We start from the raw sequence: 21,255 nt of genomic DNA on the forward strand, positions 1-21,255 counted from the left end.
AACAATTAAAAACTCCAGCTTCCTGTTGCTAAATAATGCCACAGATAGAGAAGGAAGGCTATGATTATCAGTATGATTCCGAAAGAGACTGGTTTGCGGCCACTTGCTTTTCTTCTTTTCAAATGTGTAGTACCTTCGACGAATTTACCGCGAATATCTTCCGGATTAAATTCTTTCTCCGGCAGCATTCCCAAGTCACGTTTGGCGTTCTCCTCCATCTTAGCGAGCTTTTCTTTCCGCTCATCCACATAAATGTATTGATGATTAAAGCCCCGGGGCTTTCTCATTGAGTTAAACATTCCCATACTACTTCATATTTATTAAGTTTCGCTTTTCTGTCTTTGGTCGCCGGTCGGTAGTCGGCTTCAATGTTTCTCCCGCACGCTTGCTGCGCCAGTTGAAAATATCGTCCTTATTCAGCGGACGGACATAGTCGAACCAAGCAAAAGTGGGAAGACGCAGTTTATCAGGCGGTATCTGGTCCATCGGATACATCGTTCCGTTGGATTTGCCGATAAAGAGTCCTTTTTCCATTTTCTTATCCTTCATATAAAGATGGAGCATACTACCTTCCAGACAATTAAATCCGGTCATCGTACTGTCTTTCTCTTCAGGATAAAAAGCTGTCAATACATTACCGATCACCTCAATATGGCGCATATCTCCATTAACGAAATAGGCTTTCATCTCCTTGCCGGACACTTGATTATAGTGAATAGAGTCTTTCATCTCCACTGTCAATGCCTGGTTGATAATGTGCGCCCAGTCAATCGTACTGTCATTCATATAAATCTTGATCTGCTCACCAAGCAGTTGCTGTCCGTCATTCCAAAGAATAGGGTCAGTATACATGGTCATACAGGAATCTTTCGAATTATAAACCAGTGAGTCACATACTCCCTGAACATCTGTACGATACATACGTACTTTATGGTAAGCCTTCATCAACCGGTACAAAGAATCGGTATTCAGATTATAGGACACCATCTGCAAAGTATCTCCATGCAGATAAAGACTGTCTCCCTGTGAATAATCGATAGCAACAGCGCGTTTTGTTGCAAATGCGGAGTCCGTCAATTCATTATAGAAACAATAATCACCCGTCAGCATATTCTTATTAATGGAATCTGTCATCTTCACATTATCGAATGCTTCTCCGTAACCGATTATCCGGTCATAGAAGAGACTGTCGCCTACAAGTTTCTTCCCCTGATTGGTCAGGACCGAACGGTCCAACAATTCCGCTTGTTCGGTCAATGTGTTATAAAATCCCCGTTCCGAATAGATATGATTATTATCACTGACGATATTGGAAGGTCCGAGAATCACTGCTATTTTGTTCTCCGTATTATACCTCAATGTATCGGAGGTCAACACAAACTTAGGATTCACCAGCTTCACATCATGGTTGAATACCGACTGTTTCGTTGCAGGACTATATTCACCCCAGTCAGAAGTCAGTACATTCTCTTCATCCATCAAAGTTCCTCCCTCGAAATAATATCCGAGGTCGTAGAGACGGTCATAGTTCAAACTGTCCGTCAGCAAAGTAGTGTTCCGGTTAATCATCTTCACATTTTCACGAAGTTGCGCAATTTGCGTCATTCCGTCATAATAAAGATAATCACCATAGATGAACAAGGTATCTCCCTGTTCCATACGCACATTACTGAAGGCTTCTACGGAGTTGGTTTTCTCAAAAATCAGTGCACTGTCACAGTACATATACATACTGTCATGGCGCAACTTCACGTTACCAATCAACACCTGCACATCCGGACGTGCCAGCTTATCCGCCTGTCCTTCGTCAGCATGAAGCAAGTAAACTTTGGTCTTTTTATTCTCCGGTTGCTTCTTGTTGTCTTGCGCAAGACATACACCAAACAGGCATAGAAAGCCTATAAGGAGCCATCTATGCCTGTCTTGTTGTTTATTTTTCTTATTCTTTTTCAGCATATAAAGTCAAAGCAAGGTTATATCAGTCATTCTTGACCCAACCCGGATACTTGAAGTCACACTTCTGCCAGTTTTCGTTGATGCGTACATAAGTGTGTTTTTGCTTGTTCAGAATCCATTTCTGCAACACCTCTTCGCGACGCTTATCCATTACGATTTCTTTCAGATCCTGATAGTCTTCCGCGATGGTTGCTTTATGACCATTGATTTTCGTTTTCAATTTCACGATAGCGCATACTTCTTTTCCATCTTTCTCATTAATCATTGTAAAAGCTTTGGAAATCTCGCCAACATTCATCTTATCCACTACCTTAGCAACGTCTTGAGGAAGATCCTGCATCTGGAACTTAGAGGTAGTGATACCTGAATGTTCATTGATGTTCACCATGATACCATGATTGTTACGGGTATCCTTATCTTGTGAGATAACGGCAGCCGCATCATCAAATGTGAATTTGTTAGCACGAATATCATCTGCAATAGAATCCAGACGGGCACAAGCCTCGGTCAGTTCTTTTTCCGATACTTTCGGACGCAACAGGATATGGCGAGTATTAACACGGTCACCACGCTTCTCAATCAACTGGATAATATGGAAACCAAATTCCGATTCTACAATTTTGGAAACTTTCTTCGGGTCCTGCAAGCTGAATGCCACATTCGCATAAGCGGGGTCCATCATACCACGTCCCATAAATCCACATTCACCACCTTTAATGGCAGAAGCCTTGTCTTCAGAATACAAACGTGCCAATGTGGAGAAGTCGATTTCTCCTTTTGTCACACGATCCGTATAATCACGCAGTGTCTTCTTTACATCCTCGATTTCCGAAACGGGTATTTTGGGTTGCAAAGTAATAATCTGCACTTCCACCTGTGTAGGAATGTAAGGGATACTATCCTGTGGAAGGTCTTTGAAATAACGGCGTACTTCTGCCGGAGTCACTTTGATATCTCCTGCCAGTTTCTGCTGCATCTTCTGAACCGTCAATCCGTCACGTGCATTATCACGCAAAGTCTCACGAATCTGGGTGGATGTTTTATTGAAATACTCCTCCATTTTCTCTCTGGAACCGATCTGCTGGATGTACATATTGGTCATCATATCCACACGCTGAATGATTTCCGCTTCGGAAACCTCGATACTGTCCAACTTTGCCTGATGCAGGAATAACTTCTGCACAGCAATCTCTTCAGGAATTACACAATAAGGATCGCCTTCGAATCTGCGTCCATTATACAAGGCATCCATACGGGCCTCTTCTACATCTGATTTTAAAATAGCTTCGTCACCTACAACCCAAACTACTTCATCAACCACATTATCTTGTGCATAGGTTGCCACATTAGCAAATATTGCCAGGACAAGGGTAACAACAAATCTAAAGTTCACAAACTTCTTCATTCTTTGTATTTAATAATTATATATAATCTTCTTCTTACTTACCGCCTGCTGATACAAGTCGCTCTTTACCTGTTCCATAAAGCTCACCCGTTTCTGATTCACCAGTAAGTCTTTCACTTCCGACCGGGCAAATTCATACGGTTTCTCCTCACCAACTCCGCGATAATCGCTCACATTCAGGAAATAATAATAAGCCGTATCTTTCAATTCTACCTGACGGTGTTTGTTTACGTACTCTTCCGGTGCCTCTACTTTCAACGGAATCATGTCCAGGACATCGGTCACAGACACCCATTTATCATAGAAATATTCATATTTCACCGCATTCTGCAAACTATATTTTTCCAGACTCTCAATAGCATCCTGTTTTTCCGACTTATACCATCTGCGCACATTGTTCAACTGTGGAGCTGTCAACGGCACTTTAATAAACAATCCCTTAATCAACGGACTTTCCAGTTTAAACAATTCCTTGTTTTTGCCGTAATACTCTGCTATCTCGTGTTCGGAAATATCATTCGTCAACTTCTGGTTAATCAACTCCTGCTGATAAGTATGCATGATCAACGCTTTCCGATAATTCTCCACCAGTTTGTCTACATCCACATTATCTGGGATATTGTTCGCAGCTTTCTCATACAATAAAATCTCTTCCGCCCAACTACGAATATAGTGCTCGGCGAAGAGAATGCTATCATCTTTTGACAATCCGACCGGAAGCACGGACATCAAATCTTCTTTATATAAAAAGTTACCATCCACCTCTACCAAAGGAGTCTTTCCTTTGTGGTCGCGCTGTTCCTTGCACGCTCCACAACCAAGAAGGGTAATCAGTAAGAGGACTAATATTCGCATCGGCAACTAAAATCTACTTATTTAAGGTACGAAGATAGTGAATAATCGGTTACATCAGTTATTATTAACTGTTTTTAAAACCTCTTGGTTTATTTCAACCTTACCGGACTCACTCAATTCCCGCATCCAGCACGTGTCAAGATAGCTTCGATAATCCTTTCGAACCCGATCAATTACTTCCCGATAATCCTCCGGACCTTTCATTTTTTTGCCTACAACAATAGTAAAAGGATAAGACACCAAAGGGTCAAAATCACCCTTCTTAAAAACCAGTTTATCTATATATTTATTGTCTCCGTCGGCAAAAATTCCTTGTTCAACTTGTATCTTTTCCTCCCCGGATGTATTAAAAGTTTGCCGAAGCTTTTCCGCCCACTCTTTTTCCGGCACTTTCTTCAGCATTTTTTTGGCTTGCTTTGCCGTCTTTTTATCAACGCAATGAAGCACGACTCCTCTATACCGGGGACTCTCCCACCGATAATCCGACGAATGAAATTTAAAATAAGTAGCCAATCCCGCGCGGTCATTGGCTGCGGGCAAATCTATTTTCTGACGTGTCATCTCTTCCACCAAATAGTTTTCATCAGATTCCCGCAAGGCATAAGGTATTTCAGGATGCTTTTTATCGATGTTCCGGCTTTCATAATCCAGCAATGACTTGGCTATAAATCCTTCCAACTGCCGTTTGACAGCTTGAGGATGGGAAGAGGCAAAATGAGTGAACATAGTTCCGGTGTACGCTTGTCCGTCAATCGTAAACAGGGTTTGTTCTGTACGGCCTTTCGCCAGCAATTCTTCCATTGCCGCCTGATTGGGAATATACTGCCATGCTTTTTTCAATCGCTCGAGCACCGCACCTGTACCTTTGTCCAAAATTTCCTTGCGCCGTAACCGTTCCATTAATCTGACACTGACATTTTCATAAGCAGCCGTTTCCTCCCGATCGACCACTTTCAAGATATGAATCCCTTCAGGAGTGAAAAAAGGCTGGGATACCATACCTTTTGCCAAAGAGAAAGCAACATTCTCAAACTCACTCGTTGTTTCCAGACATTCAATCCATCTACTTTGCTTATCATCCGAGTATATTTCGACCAAACGGTTAAAATTCAAATCCGGCTGATTCTGTATCACCCGGTATATAGAATCCATCCGCGTTTTTTCTTCTTCTAAATGCCTGGAAGTGATTATCTGCGGCAAACGTTTGAAAATCTGCATCACCTGTACCCTGCCGCTACGTGCCTTCAGTCCCATTTTCTGATAGATAGCACGGGCACAGCTATCCATCACTTGCCTGTCTATCAGATAAGATTCCACCAATTCGGTCCGGCATTTCTCCTGTTGTTTACGAAAAACAGAAGTCGTATCAAGTCCGGCAGCCCTGGCAGCTTCCACTTTCAATTTCGATTGAGCGAAAAGTGCTGCATACTCTTTCGGTGAAAGTTCGACATTTGAACGTTCCGCATAACGGTGGTACGCATATTCAAATTCCGAACGGAGTATCTCTCTTCCGTTCACACGCATCAATACGGGATCTTCCCGCGCAAAGGCCACGACTACAAAAAGAGAAATACATCCCAACAACAGGCTTCTTTTCATCATCTATTTTATTTTCTTTCCGATCAATTAAACAACAAGCATCATGACAATAACAGATAAATAACAAACGGTGAGCAGTGAACACCCTGCTGACAACACAGCCTGTTCACCGTTCACCGTTACTAGTTCACCGTATTTATCTATTACTCCGGACGGCTATAGTTCGGCGATTCACTAGTAATCGTCACGTCGTGCGGATGACTTTCCATTACACCTGCATTGGTAATGCGGGTAAATTTAGCGTCATGAAGTTTCTCAATATTGGCAGCACCGCAGTATCCCATACCTGCACGCAAACCACCACTCAGTTGATAAACAACTTCGAAAAGCGTACCTTTATAAGGAACACGGGCAGCGATTCCTTCCGGAACAAGCTTCTTCACATCAGCAGTTCCACTCTGGAAGTAGCGGTCTTTCGAACCATTCTCCATTGCTTCCAACGAACCCATACCACGATAGGATTTGAATTTACGACCATTGAAGATAATAGTGTCACCCGGAGATTCCTCTGTTCCGGCAACTAATGATCCGATCATTACGCAATATCCTCCAGCGGCCAACGCTTTCACCACGTCGCCCGAATAACGCAAACCACCATCGGCAATCAAAGGAATACCTGTACCCTTCAACGCTTTTGCAACATCATAGACAGCAGATAACTGCGGAACACCTACACCGGCAACCACACGAGTTGTACAGATAGAACCCGGACCGATACCTACTTTCACAGCATCCGCACCAGCTTCCACCAAAGCTTTGGCAGCTTCTCCGGTAGCAATGTTACCTACCACAATATCAATATTCGGGAAGCGTTTCTTTGCTTCTTTCAGTTTTTCAATCACAAATTTAGAGTGTCCGTGAGCTGTATCAATCACGATTGCGTCCGCACCGGCATCCACCAATGCTTGCATACGCTCCAATGTATCGGCAGTAACACCTACACCGGCAGCTACACGCAGACGACCTTTGGCATCTTTACAAGCCATCGGTTTATCTTTTGCTTTTGTAATATCTTTATAAGTAACAAGACCGATCAACTTTCCATCCATTCCGACAATCGGAAGTTTCTCAATCTTATGTTTCTGAAGAATCTGTGCAGCAGATTCCAAGTCTGTAGACTGGTTGGTAGTCACCAATCTTTCTTTCGGAGTCATGACAAGATCAATATGTTTTGCCATGTCTCTTTCGAAACGCAAATCTCTGTTGGTAACAATACCCACCAGATAACCTTCATCATCTACCACAGGGATACCACCGATTTTATATTCTGCCATAATGTCCAGTGCATCCTGAACAGTAGAACCTCTTTTGATCGTTACAGGGTCATAAATCATACCATTTTCGGCACGCTTTACGATAGCAACTTGTCTTGCCTGTTCTTCGATAGACATATTTTTGTGAATCACACCGATACCACCTTCACGGGCAATGGCAATAGCCATTTTCGCTTCGGTAACCGTATCCATGGCAGCCGTCACAAAAGGTATTTTTAACTCAATGTTTTTTGAAAACTTTGTCGAGAGATCGACAGTGCGCGGTAAAACTTCAGAATAAGCGGGGATCAACAATACATCATCGTAAGTCAACCCATCCATTACAATCTTATCAGCAATAAATGACATAGGGCTATGCGTTTAAAATTTATTGCGTGCAAATATACGGTTTTTATTCAAAACCGCATACCTGCACGCCTATTTTTTTCGCTTTTTTAATTAGCCATTTCAGAGATAAACTTAATACGTACCAAGCGAACTTCCTCTTCCGTAAAGTCATCGCCTAATTCATCAAGCGCATCATCAATCTTATCAGTGGTAGATTCTTTGAAATAATCGTAGATATCGAGCATATGATCTTCGTCCATGATTTCTTCCAGGAAGTAATCTATGTTCAGCTTGGTTCCCGAATAAACGATGGCTTCTACCTCGTCCAACAGTTCACCAAATTCAATCCCTTTGGAAAGAGCGATATCATCTAACGCCACTTTACGGTCGATAGCCTGAATAATAGCTACCTTCATCTTAGATTTATTGGCAACCGTACGTACCCGCAGGTCTTCAGGGCGTTCTATCTCGTTCTCTTCACAGTGGCGTTTGATTAATTTACAGAACTCTTCACCGTAACGTTTTGCTTTTCCGGCACCTACGCCAGGTATATTCTGCAACTCGTCTAATGTCACCGGATAAATGGTAGCCATCGCTTCCAAAGACGGATCCTGGAAGATCACATAAGGCGGTACTTCCAGTTTCTTCGAGAGTTTCTTCCGCAAGTCCTTCAACATAGAATAAAGAGCCGGGTCCACCGCACAGGAACCACCGCCACGTGCCGGCACTTCTTCTTCCGTCTCTTCGAAGTCGTTGTCCTCGGTAATCTTGAATGACTTCGGCTTCTTCAGGAACTTATGCCCTTCCTCCGTCACTTTCAGGAGTCCGTAATGCTCCACATCTTTGCTCAAGTAACCTGCAATCAGCGCCTGACGAATCACTGCGTTCCATGTCTTATCCTCTTCACCCATACCGGAGCCGAAGACTTCGAGGTCTTCATGCAAATGCGCCTGTACTTCGGAAGTTTCTTTACCTTGTAGTATGTCTATAATATAATCTGCCTTAAAATTTTCTTTCACCGCGATAATCGCTTCAATCACGGCACACAATAACTCTTGAGCCTCCACTTGTTTTTTAGGGTTTAAACAGTTGTCACAATTTCCACAATTTTCTTCCGTATATTCTTCACCGAAATAATGTAGCAACGTCTTGCGTCGGCATACGGAAGATTCGGCATAAGCAGCGGTTTCCAACAGAAGCTGCTTGCCAATTTCCTGCTCTGCCACAGGTTTTCCTTGCATGAACTTTTCCAGTTTCTGCAAGTCTTTGTTTGTATAAAAGGTTATGCACTGACCTTCACCGCCATCTCTACCGGCGCGCCCGGTCTCCTGGTAATACCCTTCCAGACTCTTTGGAATATCGTAGTGAATCACAAACCTCACATCCGGCTTGTCAATTCCCATACCGAAAGCGATAGTTGCTACAATAACGTCCACTTTTTCCATCAGGAAATCATCCTGATTCTTAGTCCTGGTCAACGAATCCATACCAGCATGATAAGGACGTGCATTGATACCGTTTGCTTGCAGGATTTCGGCAAGTTCCTCCACTTTTTTCCGGCTAAGGCAATAGATAATGCCTGATTTCTCCGGATTGTTTTTGATAAACTTGATAATATCCCTGTCAATATTAGCGGTCTTCGCACGTACCTCATAATAAAGGTTCGGACGGTTGAACGAAGATTTGAAGACTTGAGCATCTACCATTCCCAGATTTTTCTGGATATCATGCTGCACCTTCGGTGTCGCTGTTGCGGTAAGCGCAATCAACGGAGCTTTTCCTATTTCATTGATAATAGGGCGAATCCGCCGGTATTCCGGTCGAAAGTCATGACCCCATTCCGAAATACAATGAGCTTCATCCACTGCATAAAACGAAATCTTTACCGAACGCAAAAACTCTACGTTTTCTTCTTTCGTCAGCGACTCCGGCGCTACATATAGCAATTTTGTCTTTCCGGCAAGGATGTCCGACCTCACTTGGTCTATCGCACCTTTGTTTAATGAAGAATTGATAAAATGGGCGACGCCATCTTCTTCACTGAAATTGCGCATTGCATCCACTTGATTCTTCATCAACGCAATAAGCGGAGAAATTACGATTGCTGTACCTTCCATCAAGAGCGAAGGTAGCTGATAGCATAAAGATTTCCCGCCACCGGTAGGCATCAGTACAAAGGTATCTTTACCATCGAGCAAGTTATTAATGATCGCTTCCTGGTTTCCCTTGAACTTATTAAATCCGAAATACTTTTTCAGTTCATCTGTTAAATTAATCTTCCTTGCCATCTTAACTTAGGTTGTTTTATTCAGTTCATGGTTTAACTTTAAGTATGTTCTCTTCTTCAAGAGAGCCAAACAAAGTTATAAACAACTTCGTAATTACCAAGCAAAATGCGACTAATATTTTCAAGAAAATACAGTTACGATCATTTTCTGTAGCCTTACTCTTTGATTTTAAGCAGTTTGTAGTCGTGCCATATTCGCTTTTTCCAGTTGCATCTTTGCATAATCCAGCGTCACCTTATACTCTTTTTTGTTCTCTGAAGGGATTTCAAACATGACATCCATCATGATTGTTTCCACAATAGAGCGCAATCCGCGGGCACCCAGCTTATATTCTACCGCCTTGTCAACGATATATTCGAAGACATCATCTTCAAATGTCAGCTTGATACCATCCATTTCAAACAGTTTGATGTATTGTTTGATGATAGAGTTTTTCGGTTCGGTAAGGATCGCACGAAGCGCATCCCGATCCAGCGGATTCAAATAGGTCAGTACCGGAAGACGTCCGATAATTTCGGGAATCAGTCCGAATGACTTCAAATCCTGCGGAGCGATGTACTGCATCATGTTATTCTTGTCCACCGTCGCTGTTTTCTGCGATGCCGTATAACCTACGACATGGGTGTTCAACCGTTGGGCGATCTTCTTCTCGATACCGTCGAACGCACCGCCACAGATAAAGAGAATATTCTTGGTATTTACCGGAATCATCTTCTGGTCCGGATGCTTACGGCCTCCCTGGGGAGGTACATTCACTACAGAACCTTCGAGCAATTTCAATAATCCCTGCTGTACACCCTCACCGCTCACGTCGCGAGTGATCGAAGGGTTATCTCCTTTACGGGCAATTTTGTCGATCTCGTCGATAAACACGATACCCTGTTCTGCTTCAGGTACATTATAATCTGCTACCTGAAGCAAACGGGTTAAAATACTTTCGATATCTTCGCCCACATAACCGGCCTCCGTCAGCACCGTAGCATCTACAATGGTAAACGGCACGTGCAGTAACTTGGCAATCGTGCGTGCTAGCAATGTTTTTCCGGTTCCGGTACTGCCCACCATAATAATGTTCGACTTTTCAATCTCCACATCATCACCGCTGTCTTTTTGCAACAGGCGTTTATAATGGTTATAGACCGATACGGAAAGGAAGCGTTTCGCATCATCCTGTCCGATCACATACTGGTCGAGGAATTTCTTGATTTCTACCGGCTTGGGTAGTTCTTTTAAGTTGAGTTTGGTAGCTCCTGTGCTTTTCTTGCCTTCTCCCAATGCCTCCTGAGTAATCTCATAAGCCTGGGTAGCACAGCTGTCGCAAATATAGCCATTCATTCCCGTAATCAGGAATCCGACTTCATTCTCCGACCGTCCACAGAAGCTACATCTTTTCTTTGTTTTTGAATCAGCCATTTTTATTTCTTAATCAATACCTCATCAATCATACCGTACTCTTTCGCTTCCTGAGCTGTCATCCAGTAGTCGCGGTCAGAGTCCGCCCATACTTTATCGAAATCAGTATGCGAATGATCAGCGATGATCGTATAAAGTTCTTTCTTCAATTTCTGAATCTCACGCGCTGTGATTTCAATGTCTGACGCTTGTCCTTGCGCACCACCCATCGGCTGATGAATCATCACACGTGAGTGAGGCAATGCAGAACGTTTGCCTTCAGCACCGGCAACCAGCAATACAGCCGCCATTGAAGCTGCCATACCTGTACAGATGGTAGCAACATCACTTGAAATAAACTGCATCGTATCATAAATGCCCAGTCCGGCATATACACTTCCGCCCGGAGAGTTGATATAGATAGAGATATCCTTACCCGGATCCACAGAATCCAGATACAACAACTGTGCCTGAAGCGTATTAGCTGTATAGTCATCAACTTGTGTACCGAGGAAAATGATGCGGTCCATCATCAAACGGGAGAAAACGTCGAGTTGAGTTACGTTCAACTGTCTTTCTTCCAGAATATAGGGATTCAAATACCCGGCCTGCGACTTAATCACATCATCCAATACCATGCCATTCATTCCTAAATGCTTGGTTGCGTATTTTCTAAAATCATCCATGTTAATTGTTCCTTTCTTATAAATTAAAAATAAACGTAAGTACAAAGAAACGAAAAAGAATACAGAGACACAAAAAAACACAGAGTTATAATTTTATAAAAACTCTGTGTTTCTGTGACTTTATATTTTATTCAACCGAATGATTACTCAAACATTTTATTGAATTCTTCGATCGAAACGTTCTTGTTTTCCAAAGTAACCTGCGCTTTCAGAGCAGCAGCAAGCTTCACTTCTACCACACGACTTACCAAATTATTGATAGTTTCTTTCTTCTTCAACATTTCCTGTGCATAGTTGTCAAGCACATCGTCAGGAATAGACAACATACCGTATTGAGCAAACTGTGCCTTCGTTGTTTCTCTAGCCATCTTCAGAACATCTTCCTGTTCTACTTTGATATCGTTTGCTTCAACCAACTGCTCCTTAATCAGGTGCCAAGTCAGTTCTTCGATGCTCTTATCATAGTTTTCAGCAACATATTCTTCTCCCTTTTCTTCGTTGTTCAGCAACATGATACGTTTCAGCAGGGTATCAGAGAATTCCAGCTTACCTACTTTTTCCATCATCACCTTACGAATGTCGATCAGGAATTTATAATCGCTGTCAGCCACAAATCTAGCTGCGATTTCTTCTTTAATCTTAGCGCGGAATTCTTCTTCAGTCTTCACAACACCTTCGCCGAATGCCTGGTCGAATACTTCCTGAGTCAATTCACCCGGAACAAAACGAGTGATTTCTTCTACCTGGAAGCTGAAATCAGATTTCACGTCTTTTGCGATTTCCTTGTCAATCTTCAACAAAGAACCCAGTTCGGCAGCATGTCCGTCATAAGCCACATTCGGATTGAACACCAATACATCATTTACTTTTGCATTAGCAAAAATAGCTTTCTGATCGTCGTTCTTCATGTAAGCAGGCATCAACACAGCAGCTTCTACCTGAATACCACCTTCTTTTGTGTTACCTTCTTCATCCAACTGTGCCAGCAGACCTTTCAGCATATCATTATCTTCGTAAGAGTCTACCTTATCATACTTGCCAGTGCGTTGAGTATACATCTTCACCTGGTTGTCGATCATTTCGTCAGAAACTTCGATAGTATAATAATCCACTTTATCTTTAGCACTTACTTCTGCTTTAAATTCAGGTGCCAAAGCGATGTCGAATACGAAATCGAATTCTTCCATTGTATCGAAATCAATATTCTGTTGCTTTTCTTCGTTAGGCAACGGCTCGCCCAACATATTCACCTTATTTTCTTTAATATAATTGTAAACAGCTTCTTGCAGTGCCTTATTCACAACCTCTGCAATTACCGACTTACCATACATCTTTTTAATAAGACTTGTCGGAACCATACCTTTACGGAATCCCGGAATCTGTGCCTTCTGACGGAGCGACTTCAACTCTTTATCTACTTTCTCCTGATAATCGGCTTTCTCAAGCTTTACAGTAAGCTCTGCGCTTACTTTGTCAATGTTTTGTAATGAAACGTTCATTCTGACAATTATTTATTTGATTTATACTTTGTTCTATACTCAAAGAGGGTGCAAAATTAGTGCTAATCTTTCAAATTTCAAAAGACATTGCAGATTTATTTCAGCAACGCCACCCATCTTTCACACATCTTTTATTGATATTTCACTGATATTCTGCTCATACCCACACCTAAACAATGAAAATTCCCCATCAACACCCACCCCGCCAGGTTCCCCCGGCCTACTTTTTTCTCCGTCAAGCGAGTGCCCGTAACGGAGCGTTAAGAAGGGCAGATTGTTTGAGCGTAGCGAGTTTCTGCCCTTTAGCGTAGTGTAGGAAGCGAGTAGGAGAAAAAAGTCAGCCTTGAAAAGCCCGATTTAATGAGTGTAGCCGCAAGCTCGCTTGAGGATACCGAGCGTAAGGGCTTTCTCCAACTTTTCTTTGGTTCTTTCTTTTCTTTCAAGAGAAAAGGAAAGAACTTTTTTTCTGATAATCCGCAAATTAACTTTCCAAAAAGATGGTTAATCCAAAAATTATTCTTTTCTTTGTTGCGGATTGATGGACCATTAGTTTCTCGATTTGATTACAAGGTTTTTACTTCCGTTACCAGAACGCATTTGTAAACTCTCTGTCGTTTTAATCTTTTTATTAGTAACCATCTATCCAGAGAGTTTTATTCATTTATTTATTTTTTTATCATTTTCATTATGAACATTTATGTTGGAAACCTTAACTACCGTGTTAAGGAAGGAGATCTGCAACAAGTGATGGAAGATTACGGAGCAGTATCATCAGTTAAAGTTGTTATGGACCGTGAAACCGGTAAATCCAAAGGATTCGCTTTCATCGAAATGGAAGACGACGCTGCAGCTGCAAAAGCTATTGCTGAATTGAACGGAGCTGAATACATGGGTCGTACAATGGTAGTTAAAGAAGCTAGACCTAGAGCTTAATTGCCGACGCTAACATAGCTAAGAAAAAAAGAAACTTCTGTCACCTGATGACAGAAGTTTTTTTATTACCCTTCCATTCCTTGCACTTCCACGTCCTTCACCTTACGGAGCAAGTCGGAAGCAAAGATAAAGTTATTCAGTCGTTCATTGGTAGAAGTAAAGATGTCATCTTTCGTACCTTCCCACTCTTTATGTCCCTCATAAATATAAATCACCTTCTCACCAATCCCCAATACAGAGTTCATATCATGCGTATTGATAATGGTCGTCATGTTATATTCCTGCGTAATATCGTGGATCAGATCATCAATCACCAATGACGTTTTCGGGTCCAGCCCCGAGTTCGGCTCATCACAAAACAGATATTGCGGATTCAAGGCTATCGCACGCGCAATAGCGACACGCTTCTGCATACCACCACTGATTTCTCCCGGAAACTTATCTTTCGCTTCCCCCAGATTCACACGATCCAGACAGAACATCGCCCGTTTGACCCGGTCACGCAAGATATCGTTGCTAAACATATTCAGTGGAAACATCACATTATCAAATACGGTCATAGAGTCAAAAAGAGCCGCACTCTGGAAAATCATTCCCATTTCCTTGCGAAGCATCTTCTTCTCCTTCTTCCCCATCAGGACAAGGTTACGTCCGTCATACAAGACTTCTCCTTTCTCCGGAGTCAGCAATCCTACAATACATTTCATCAACACCGTCTTACCGGAACCACTCTGACCGATAATCAAGTTTGTCTTTCCATTTTCAAAGTCAGCATTGATATCACTCAATACTGTCTTGTCATCAAATGATTTATAAAGTCCTTTAATCTCAATCATCCCATCAAAAGTTTAGTTAATATCAAGTCTGAAAACAGAATCAATACACTGCTGGATACTACGGCATCCGTAGAAGCCTTTCCTACAGCAATCGAACCTCCCTCTACCGTGTATCCGAAGAAAGCGGACACACTTGCAATGATAAACGCAAAAAAGAGGGATTTGATGATACCCGCCCAGATAAACCATTCGTTAAACATATACTGCAAACCATATTCGAGATCGACAGCATTCATAACCCCGGCAAACCAACATGTGCAAAAGGCACCGATGATTCCGGCAAAGATACTAAACGTCACTAGAATAGGGATAACAGTCACCATCGCCGTAATCTTAGGCAAAATCAGGTAGTTCGCCGAATTGATACCCATAATTTCGAGCGCATCAATCTGTTGTGTCACCCGCATCGTTCCTAATTCGGAAGCGATATTCGACCCGACTTTTCCGGCAAGAATCAAGCACATGATGGAGGAAGAAAATTCCAGCAACATAATTTCACGTGTCACATATCCCACTGTCCAGCGGGGCATCCATGGACTTTCGATATTCAACTTAATCTGAATGGTAATCACTGCGCCGATGAAAAACGAAATCAACAGCACAATACCGATGGAGTTCACACCTAGCTGCTCCAACTCGTTAAGGTATTGCCGGAAGAACATACGCATACGCTCGGGGCGGGAAAAAGTCCGTCCCATCAGCATAAAATATCTCCCGACGGTTCTCAATGCTTTTATCATAACTCACACTATTTGTCTGCAAATGTACATTATTTCAGCTTATTTTTACTACATTTGCCGCAAAATAACTAGAATATGGAAGAAAGCAAGATGGTGCTCCGCACGGAAGACTTGGTTAAAAAGTACGGTAAACGAACCGTTGTAAGCCACGTTTCCATCAATGTGAAGCAAGGTGAGATTGTAGGTTTGCTGGGACCGAACGGTGCCGGTAAGACGACTTCATTCTATATGACTGTAGGGCTGATTACTCCTAATGAAGGACGTATTTTCCTCGATGACCTGGAAATTACCAAATATCCGGTTTACAAACGCGCACAAACGGGAATCGGCTACCTTGCACAGGAAGCTTCCGTTTTCCGCCAGATGAGCGTGGAAGATAATATCGCCTCTGTACTGGAAATGACCAACAAGCCCAAAGAATATCAAAAAGAGAAACTCGAAAGCCTGATTGCAGAGTTCCGCCTGCAAAAGGTACGCAAAAATAAAGGTAACCAGTTGTCGGGAGGTGAGCGCCGCCGTACAGAGATTGCCCGTTGTCTTGCCATCGACCCCAAATTCATCATGCTTGACGAACCTTTTGCCGGTGTCGACCCGATTGCCGTAGAAGATATCCAGCAAATTGTATGGAAACTGAAAGACAAGAATATCGGAATCCTGATTACCGACCACAACGTACAGGAGACGCTTAGTATCACAGACCGCGCCTATCTGCTGTTCGAAGGAAAGATCCTTTTCCAGGGGACACCGGAAGAACTATCGGAAAATCAGATTGTGCGTGAAAAATACTTGAGTAACAGTTTCGTGTTACGCCGAAAAGATTTCCAGTTGGAAAAATAGGTTCACCACAGAGGACACGGAGGACACAGAGTTTTATTTTATAAGAAGACACGGATTGCCCCAATCTATAATTTATATAGTTGAGACAGTCCGTGTCTTTGATTTATTATTTCTCTGTGTCCTCCGTGTCCTCTGTGGTGAATTTTATTTCTGTCGAATATAAATATTAACCGGCGTACCTGTCAGATTCCATTTCTCACGCATCTTATTTTCGAGGAAACGTTTGTATGGCTCTTTCACATACTGCGGCAAGTTGGCGAAATATACAAATGAAGGCACTTGTGTGTTCGGCAACTGTGTGATATATTTAATTTTGATATACTTACCTTTATTGGAAGGAGGCGGATAAGCCTCGATCAACGGAAGCATTTCTTCATTCAAACGTGCGGTCGGGATCTTTGTCGTCCGGTTTTCATACACACTACGTGCTTCTTCAAGCACTTTCAGAATACGTTGTTTAGTCAGTGCAGAAGCAAAGATGATCGGGAAATCGACAAACGGAGCAAAACGCGAGCGAACAGCTTCCTCAAACGCTTTCTGTACTTTCACAGATTTATCTTCCACCAAATCCCACTTATTGATAACAACTACCAGTCCTTTCTGATTCTTCTGAATCAGAGAGAAGATATTCAAGTCCTGCCCCTCAACACCTCTTGTAGCATCCAACATCAAAATACAAACATCCGAACCTTCGATAGAACGAATCGAACGAACGACTGAATAATATTCCAAATCTTCATTTACCTTGTTTTTCTTACGGATACCCGCTGTATCCACCAGGTAAAAATCAAATCCGAATTTATTGTAACGAGTATAGATAGAGTCGCGGGTAGTTCCGGCAATCTCTGTTACGATATTACGTTCTTCCCCAATAAATGCATTTACAATGGAAGACTTTCCGGCGTTCGGACGTCCTACCACAGCAAAACGAGGAATATCATCATCCAGAATTTCAGATGATTCTTTCTTGAAATTGCTGACAATCAAGTCCATCAAATCACCCGTACCACTTCCTGTCATGGCAGAGACGCAATACGGATCGCCCAATCCCAGTTTATAGAATTCGGGAGCGTTATATTGTAAATCGTGATTATCCGTTTTATTAGCAACCATAATCACCGGACTATTAGCACGACGCAGAATAGCAGCTACCTGCATATCCAAGTCAGTCACTCCATTCATCACATCCACTACAAACAGAATGACATCCGCTTCTTCCACGGCCAATAATACCTGCTTACGGATTTCCTCTTCAAAGACATCATCCGAGTTGACCACCCATCCACCGGTGTCCACCACAGAGAATTCACGGCCCAGCCACTCAGACTTGCCATATTGTCTGTCGCGGGTTGTACCCGCTTCTTCATTCACAATAGCCTGACGAGTCTTCGTCAGACGGTTAAATAAGGTAGACTTGCCCACATTCGGGCGTCCTACAATTGCAACTAAATTACCCATAGTTCAATACCTTGTTTTTTCACGACTATCACAGTCGCATGAATACTCTTAATCTAACTGATAACCAAAATTGCGGAGTTCCTTATCCGAACTACGCCAATCCTTATCCACTTTCACATACGTTTCGAGGAAAATAGTCTTTCCAAAGAAACGTTCCAGTTCACGACGAGCCTCGGTAGCCACCTTCTTCAACGCCTTTCCCTGTTTACCGATAATGATTCCTTTCTGCGAATCACGTTCCACGTTAATCACCGCCCGAATATGAATCTTCTTCGGTTCTTCCTTAAACTCTTCTACGACAACCTCCACCGAATAGGGGATCTCTTTATCGTAGTAGAGCAGAATCTTTTCCCGGATAATCTCATTCACGAAGAAACGGGCAGGCTTATCCGTCCACTGATCCTTTCCAAAATAAGGAGGAGAATCGGGCAGCAGTTCTTTGATCCGCTTCATTACATAGTCTACATTGAACTTTGATGTAGCAGAAATCGGAATAATTTCGGCTTGGGGAAGCAACTCTTTCCACTCTTCCACCAGCTTTACCAGTTTTTCCTGATCTGTAAGATCTATCTTATTGATGAGCAAGAGAACAGGCACCGTCATCTGACGCACCTTTTCCATAAACTCATTATTCTTATCCGGCGTCTCCACCACGTCCGTTACATAAAGCAAGATATCCGCATCCGTCAATGCCGAAGTAGAAAAATTCAACATAGACTCCTGTAGTTTATAATTGGGCTTCAACACACCCGGAGTATCAGAAAAAACAATCTGCATTTCATCCGTATTATAGATTCCCATAATCCGGTGACGAGTAGTCTGCGCTTTGAAGGTAGCGATCGAAATACGTTCGCCTACCAAGACATTCATCAATGTCGATTTTCCGACATTCGGATTTCCTACGATGTTTACAAAACCTGCTTTATGCATTTCTCTTTATTTTATTGGTTGAGACAAAAAAACGCATCGAATCGAAATAGGATGCGTTTTTGAGTGTTATAGTTCAGTAACTTACGTTACGATTCCTTCTTTCCATCATAACCCCATTTCACATATACTGCGCCCCAAGTAAATCCGGCACCGAATGCAGTGAAAATGATGTTATCGCCTTTCTTGAGTTTATCTTCATAATCCCAGATACACAGAGGAAGTGTAGCGGCACTCGTGTTACCGTAATGCTCAATATTTACCAACACTTTATCCATTGGCACCTCCATACGGTGTGCCACAGCCTCGATGATACGGACATTCGCCTGATGCGGAACAATCCAGTCAATACTATCTTTCGTCAGGCCATTCTTTTCTGCGATTGCAGCAGAGACATCCGACATGTTGGATACAGCATATTTAAATACTGTTCTTCCTTCCTGGTGCAAATAGTGCATCTTATTGTCTACTGTGAAATAAGACGGAGGACAAACCGAACCACCAGCTTTCATGTGGAGGAAAGGCAATCCCTTACCATCTGTTCTCAGTATCGAATCCATGATCCCGTAATCTTCCGTAGTCGGTTCCACCATAAAGGCAGCAGCACCGTCACCGAAGATAGGGCATGTAGCACGATCTGTATAGTTAACCATTGACGACATCTTATCGGCACCGACAATGATAATTTTCTTATATCTTCCCGAACGGATGAAATTAGCAGCTGTCTCCATCAAATACAGGAATCCGCTACAAGCAGCCTGCAAATCGAAGGCAAAAGCATTCTTCAGTCCGAGTTTATCACAAAGAATAGAAGCTGTAGAAGGGAAGTGATAGTCAGGAGTAGTAGTAGCAACAACAACTAAATCAATGTCATCAGGATTAGCGCCAGTCTTCTTCATCAACTGTTTGGCGGCTTTGCGCGCCATATATGAACTACCTAATCCTTCCTCATTCAGAATATGTCTTTCCTTTACTCCGATACGAGTCATAATCCATTCGTCGTTGGTATCCACCATTTTTGATATCTCATCGTTAGTCAAGATATAATCGGGTACGTACCCGCCGACTCCTGTGATTACTGCATTTATTTTTTCCATCAAACCTATTTTTAATTAGCAATACTATAATACTTAAAGCAGCCGGAGAGTTTCACCCCCAGGCTGTTTCAGTATAACTGTACTAATTATACAGCTGCTTCTTTCACAATAGCGAGCTTACCTCTGTAATAGCCGCAAGCACCACATACAGTGTGGTAAACGTGCCATTCGCCGCAATTCGGACAAATAGCCAATGTAGGAGCTACTGCCTTATCATGAGTTCTTCTCTTCGCTTGTCTCGTACTTGATTGTCTTCTCTTAGGATGTGCCATTTTCTTAAAACTTTAATTATTATCTAATATTTTTTTTAATTCATTCCAACGAGGATCAATTTGTTCCTCCACTTCTTCCTCAATTACGATGTCATCTCCACCTGTGTCGAAAGTATCATCGCTATCCTCATTCGCATTCGTTTTCAAATGCTTGTTCAATTTACTGGTTACCGCTTTATTACACTTACCGGGAGCATGTACATGCTTCATGGGTATAGAGAGTGCAATAAACTCATACATGAACCATGCAACGTTGATTTCCCCTTCTTCCTCGGGAATCACAATCAGGTTGTCACCTTCTTCTGCATATTCATGTCCAAACTTTACCATCAGTTTATCAGAAGAACTGATAGGCAGCTCCATATCATCCAGACAACGGTCACATGGTACCCATACCATTCCCTCAGTCTGAAAACTCAGCTCGAAAGCACGAGAGGTTCTTTTCACGGTCAATGTAACATTCACCTTTCCTTTCTGAACTTCAGGACCATCAATGTGAGCGAAGTAAAGGTTATCCAATACAAACTCATACTTAGCAGAGTCTGTTTGCATTCCTTTCAAGTCAATTTTGTATTTATCAAACTTTCCCAAAGCTTCTCTCTTTTTTAAATCGTTAGCTTACAATTCGGGCGACAAAGATACAAATAAATATCCTCATAACATACAAATTATCAGTAAATATTCACTTTTTTAATAGGTATTATGAGGTTTGTATCTGTTAAAAACGGCGATATAAATACCAAAGTAATAAAAAAACAGAAAGCCTCGCCCGTCCAATAGACAAGCGAGGCTTCTTAAAAACGGCGGCTACCTACTCTCCCACTGTTACGCAGTACCATCGGCGTGACGAGGCTTAACTTCTCTGTTCGGAATG

At 42.4% G+C, this 21,255-nt stretch carries 20 protein-coding genes; 3 read left to right on the forward strand and 17 right to left on the reverse strand.

The window, feature by feature from the left end:
- Positions 1-5 precede the first annotated feature (5 nt).
- The 10 genes from AAHJ11_RS07635 to tig all read right to left on the reverse strand — a co-directional run bounded on the left by AAHJ11_RS07635 (position 6) and on the right by tig (position 13,281).
- Positions 6-305: a hypothetical protein gene (locus AAHJ11_RS07635; protein WP_004297174.1), complete on the reverse strand. Its 300-nt coding sequence runs from the start codon at positions 303-305 to the stop codon at positions 6-8.
- 1 nt (position 306) lies between these two features.
- Positions 307-1,956, reverse strand: coding sequence for an OstA-like protein (locus AAHJ11_RS07640; RefSeq protein ID WP_148366585.1), 1,650 nt, complete (start codon positions 1,954-1,956; stop codon positions 307-309).
- A 22-nt stretch (positions 1,957-1,978) separates the two neighbouring features.
- Positions 1,979-3,361, reverse strand: coding sequence for a peptidylprolyl isomerase (locus AAHJ11_RS07645; protein ID WP_122138585.1), 1,383 nt, complete (start codon positions 3,359-3,361; stop codon positions 1,979-1,981).
- A 9-nt stretch (positions 3,362-3,370) separates the two neighbouring features.
- A complete protein-coding gene (locus AAHJ11_RS07650; protein ID WP_320978543.1) occupies positions 3,371-4,216 on the reverse strand; it encodes a peptidyl-prolyl cis-trans isomerase in 846 nt (281 codons plus the stop codon).
- 54 nt (positions 4,217-4,270) lie between these two features.
- Positions 4,271-5,815: a peptidylprolyl isomerase gene (locus AAHJ11_RS07655; RefSeq protein ID WP_195648670.1), complete on the reverse strand. Its 1,545-nt coding sequence runs from the start codon at positions 5,813-5,815 to the stop codon at positions 4,271-4,273.
- Between the two features lie 143 nt (positions 5,816-5,958).
- Positions 5,959-7,437: an IMP dehydrogenase gene (gene guaB, locus AAHJ11_RS07660; RefSeq protein WP_148366587.1), complete on the reverse strand. Its 1,479-nt coding sequence runs from the start codon at positions 7,435-7,437 to the stop codon at positions 5,959-5,961.
- 86 nt (positions 7,438-7,523) lie between these two features.
- Positions 7,524-9,704, reverse strand: coding sequence for a DNA helicase RecQ (gene recQ / locus AAHJ11_RS07665; protein ID WP_148366588.1), 2,181 nt, complete (start codon positions 9,702-9,704; stop codon positions 7,524-7,526).
- Positions 9,705-9,872: 168 nt separating this feature from the next.
- Complete coding sequence (gene clpX, locus AAHJ11_RS07670) at positions 9,873-11,117, reverse strand: ATP-dependent Clp protease ATP-binding subunit ClpX (RefSeq protein WP_148366589.1); 1,245 nt, start codon at positions 11,115-11,117, stop codon at positions 9,873-9,875.
- Positions 11,118-11,119: 2 nt separating this feature from the next.
- Positions 11,120-11,782: an ATP-dependent Clp endopeptidase proteolytic subunit ClpP gene (clpP, locus tag AAHJ11_RS07675; protein ID WP_004297164.1), complete on the reverse strand. Its 663-nt coding sequence runs from the start codon at positions 11,780-11,782 to the stop codon at positions 11,120-11,122.
- Positions 11,783-11,925: 143 nt separating this feature from the next.
- Positions 11,926-13,281 (reverse strand): trigger factor, encoded by a 1,356-nt coding sequence (gene tig / locus AAHJ11_RS07680; RefSeq protein ID WP_148366591.1) that lies wholly within the window; start codon positions 13,279-13,281, stop codon positions 11,926-11,928.
- A 360-nt stretch (positions 13,282-13,641) separates the two neighbouring features.
- Between tig and AAHJ11_RS07685 the strand changes: the two genes are divergently transcribed.
- On the forward strand, positions 13,642-13,884 hold the full coding sequence (locus AAHJ11_RS07685; protein ID WP_195648655.1) for a hypothetical protein: 243 nt from the start codon (positions 13,642-13,644) through the stop codon (positions 13,882-13,884).
- A gap of 84 nt (positions 13,885-13,968) precedes the next feature.
- Positions 13,969-14,214, forward strand: a complete 246-nt coding sequence (locus AAHJ11_RS07690; RefSeq protein ID WP_004297160.1) for an RNA recognition motif domain-containing protein — start codon at positions 13,969-13,971, stop codon at positions 14,212-14,214.
- 65 nt (positions 14,215-14,279) lie between these two features.
- Here AAHJ11_RS07690 and AAHJ11_RS07695 read toward each other — a convergent pair whose 3' ends face one another.
- Together AAHJ11_RS07695 and AAHJ11_RS07700 are read right to left on the reverse strand one after the other, a co-directional pair.
- Positions 14,280-15,050 (reverse strand): ABC transporter ATP-binding protein, encoded by a 771-nt coding sequence (locus AAHJ11_RS07695; RefSeq protein WP_148366592.1) that lies wholly within the window; start codon positions 15,048-15,050, stop codon positions 14,280-14,282.
- Positions 15,047-15,790: an MlaE family ABC transporter permease gene (locus tag AAHJ11_RS07700; RefSeq protein WP_004297154.1), complete on the reverse strand. Its 744-nt coding sequence runs from the start codon at positions 15,788-15,790 to the stop codon at positions 15,047-15,049. The genes AAHJ11_RS07695 and AAHJ11_RS07700 overlap by 4 nt, the downstream gene beginning before the upstream one ends.
- Before the next feature lie 75 nt (positions 15,791-15,865).
- Between AAHJ11_RS07700 and lptB the strand changes: the two genes are divergently transcribed.
- Entirely contained in the window at positions 15,866-16,627 is a 762-nt protein-coding gene (lptB, locus tag AAHJ11_RS07705; protein WP_004297152.1) for an LPS export ABC transporter ATP-binding protein, read from the forward strand.
- Positions 16,628-16,771: 144 nt separating this feature from the next.
- Here the strand turns inward: lptB and der are convergent, their stop codons facing one another.
- From der to AAHJ11_RS07730, 5 genes are all read right to left on the reverse strand, one after another.
- Positions 16,772-18,085 carry a ribosome biogenesis GTPase Der gene (gene der, locus AAHJ11_RS07710; protein ID WP_004297149.1) on the reverse strand — a complete coding sequence of 438 codons (1,314 nt, stop codon included), beginning with the start codon at positions 18,083-18,085 and terminating at the stop codon, positions 16,772-16,774.
- Between the two features lie 48 nt (positions 18,086-18,133).
- Positions 18,134-19,015: a GTPase Era gene (era, locus tag AAHJ11_RS07715; protein WP_004297147.1), complete on the reverse strand. Its 882-nt coding sequence runs from the start codon at positions 19,013-19,015 to the stop codon at positions 18,134-18,136.
- Between the two features lie 86 nt (positions 19,016-19,101).
- On the reverse strand, positions 19,102-20,109 hold the full coding sequence (locus tag AAHJ11_RS07720; protein ID WP_074559971.1) for a beta-ketoacyl-ACP synthase III: 1,008 nt from the start codon (positions 20,107-20,109) through the stop codon (positions 19,102-19,104).
- An 86-nt stretch (positions 20,110-20,195) separates the two neighbouring features.
- Positions 20,196-20,381: a 50S ribosomal protein L32 gene (rpmF, locus tag AAHJ11_RS07725; protein WP_074559973.1), complete on the reverse strand. Its 186-nt coding sequence runs from the start codon at positions 20,379-20,381 to the stop codon at positions 20,196-20,198.
- A 12-nt stretch (positions 20,382-20,393) separates the two neighbouring features.
- Entirely contained in the window at positions 20,394-20,972 is a 579-nt protein-coding gene (locus tag AAHJ11_RS07730) for a YceD family protein (RefSeq protein WP_074559974.1), read from the reverse strand.
- Between the last annotated feature and the right edge of the window lie 283 nt (positions 20,973-21,255).

The organism is Bacteroides sp. 90-K9/2 (assembly GCF_047310725.1).
Taxonomy (GTDB): Bacteria; Bacteroidota; Bacteroidia; order Bacteroidales; family Bacteroidaceae; genus Bacteroides; species Bacteroides vicugnae.